Annotated in this window: 3 protein-coding genes; all 3 read right to left on the bottom strand. The window is 64.9% G+C overall.

The window, feature by feature from the left end:
* Positions 1 to 13 precede the first annotated feature (13 nt).
* Complete coding sequence (locus tag FJ426_RS31180; protein ID WP_140825711.1) at positions 14 to 1,546, bottom strand: IS66 family transposase; 1,533 nt, start codon at positions 1,544 to 1,546, stop codon at positions 14 to 16.
* A gap of 69 nt (positions 1,547 to 1,615) precedes the next feature.
* Positions 1,616 to 1,972, bottom strand: a complete 357-nt coding sequence (tnpB, locus tag FJ426_RS31185; protein ID WP_023709031.1) for an IS66 family insertion sequence element accessory protein TnpB — start codon at positions 1,970 to 1,972, stop codon at positions 1,616 to 1,618.
* Positions 1,969 to 2,349 carry a transposase gene (locus FJ426_RS31190; RefSeq protein ID WP_210240566.1) on the bottom strand — a complete coding sequence of 127 codons (381 nt, stop codon included), beginning with the start codon at positions 2,347 to 2,349 and terminating at the stop codon, positions 1,969 to 1,971. The genes tnpB and FJ426_RS31190 overlap by 4 nt, the downstream gene beginning before the upstream one ends.
* Positions 2,350 to 2,487 lie beyond the last annotated feature (138 nt).

Genomic DNA, 2,487 nt, shown 5'->3' on the forward strand with positions numbered 1-2,487 from the left:
GTAAGCGGTGTTCTCAGGCCACGGCCTTTAGCTCAGGCGCCCGGATGTAGGCCCACGGCAGCAGGTCGTCGATCTGGCTGTTGGGGTGGCCGTTGACGATCCTGGTGAGGACATCGGCGAGATAGCCGAGCGGTTCGACCCCATTGAGCTTGCAGGTTTCGATCAGCGAGGCGATGACTGCCCAGTGTTCGGCGCCGCCGTCAGAGCCTGCGAAGAGCGCGTTCTTGCGGTTGAGCGCGATCGGACGGATCGAGCGTTCGACGGTGTTGCTGTCGATCTCGATGCGGCCGTCGTCAAGGAAGCGCGAGAGGCCTTCCCAGCGCGAGAGCGTGTAGCGGATCGCCTCGGCGAGCTTTGTCTTCTGACTGATCAGGCCGAGCTTCTCACGCAGCCAGGGTTCGAGATCGGCGACGATGGCGCGGCTTTTGTCCTGACGCATCGCGCGGCGCTCGTTGGCCGATCGGCCACGGATGTCATCCTCGATCTTGTAGAGTTCGGCGATCCGTCTCAGCGCCTCGCTGGCGATCGGCGCTGGTCCGGACACGGCCAGTTCATAGAAGCGCCGGCGCACATGCGCCCAGCAGAAGGCGAGCGTGACGCCGCTTTTGTCGGCCAGCACGCGATAGCCGCCATAGCCGTCGACCTGCAGGATTCCGGTGAAGCCTGCGAGATGAGCGATCGGACGCTCTGCCTTTCGGTCCGGCGCATAGACATAGGCGACGCCCGGCGGGTCGCTCCCCTCCCATGGTCGGTCATCGCGGGCATAGGCCCAGAGTTGACCTGTCTTAGTCTTGCCGCGGCCGGGATCGAGCACCGGCGCGGTCGTCTCGTCGGCGAAGAGTTTTGGCGAGGACTTCAGCTTGCCAAGCAGCCGCTCATGCACCGGACGCAGGTGCCAGGCGGCGCGGCCGACCCAGTCGGCGAGCGTGGAGCGATCGAGATTGATACCCTGCCGGGCGTAAATCTGCGCCTGACGATAGAGCGGAAGGTGATCGGCATATTTTGAGACCAGCACCTGCCCGACCGTTGCCTCGGTCGGAAGACCACCCTCGATCAGCCGGGCCGGCGCGGGAGCCTGAACCACGACGTCCTCGCAGGCGCGGCAGGCATATTTGGGCCGGCGCACGACGATTACACGCAGCTGCGCCGGAACGATGTCGAGCCGCTCGCTCACGTCCTCGCCGATCTGATGCAAGCCATTGCGGCAGCATGGGCAGGCATGGTCCTCGATGTCGACGATCATTTCCACCCGCGGCAGATGGGATGGCAACGCGCCGCGGTTCGTCCGGCGCTGCCTGGCGCGCTCCAGGCGCTCTGCGGGAGATGCTTGTTCGTTCTCTTCCTCGTCGGCGGCCTCGATCTGCTCGGCCTCTTCGAGCCCCAGCAGCAATTGATCCTCGGGGAGCGTCTCGGCACGCCGGCCGAAGCGGTGACGCTGCAATTCCTTGATGATCTGGATCAGGCGGGCATTCTCGACGTCGCGCGCCAGGACCATCGCCTTCAGCGCGTCCGGATCGTCGGGAAGCTGGTCAGCCGTCATCGCCATGAGCGGATCAGACCATATTCGCCGACAGCCCGCGATAGCGGAATCCAGGCTGATTCACTTCGTCGCGGGTCAGCCCGCCTGGGCTGGAACGCGGGTCCGGCGCGCCTCGTGGACTCGCCGCCAGTCGAGACCTTCGAGTAGCGCCGAGAGCTGCGCGGCCGTCAGCCGCATCATGCCGTCATGCACTTTCGGCCAGCGGAACTCCCCATCCTCCAAACGCTTGGCATAGAGGCAGACTCCGGTGCCATCCCAGAAGATCAGCTTGATCCGGTCCGTCCGCTTCGCCCGGAAGACGTAGACGGCCCCGCTGAACGGATCGGCCCCCATCGTCTCTCGCACCAGTGCAGCCAATCCCTCCGCACCCTTGCGGAAGTCCACCGGCTTCGTCGCCACCATGACCTTGACCGCACCCGTCGGCCCAATCACGTCGTCGCCTTCAGCGCGCGGATCACTGCGGTCACAGTCTTCGCATCCGCACCCCGGCCAACGCGCATCGCGATGCCGTCGATCTCAAGCTCGATCATGCCGGCATCTCGCGTGGCTTGCCGTTTCCGCTGCTTCGGTGAACGGCTGGCTACAGGTTCCGCCGCCGCCACAACCGCCGGCACAAAGGCAGGAGAATCTTGCTGCACCGAAGCGACCTGGTTGCGCGCTTCGCGGCGCCAGGCGAAGACCTGCTGCGGCCTGAGACCATAACGGCGGGCGACCTCGGAAATGATCGCATTCGGCTCTAGCGTCTCTGCGATGATCCGAGCCTTGTCATCCACCGACCAGTGACGCCGACCGCCGGCACCGTTGATCACCTCGAAACGCCGAAGCTGCCGCTCCGGGTTAAGCGTAAGGTCAAGTCCAGACACAAGCCGATCTCCGATCCCACTACAGAACCGGCAACCTCACAGATCGCGACCACTCCCGAAAGGTGGTCCCAAAACAGCGCTTAC

It is taken from the genome of Mesorhizobium sp. B2-6-4 (assembly GCF_006441495.1).
Lineage (GTDB): Bacteria > Pseudomonadota > Alphaproteobacteria > Rhizobiales > Rhizobiaceae > Mesorhizobium.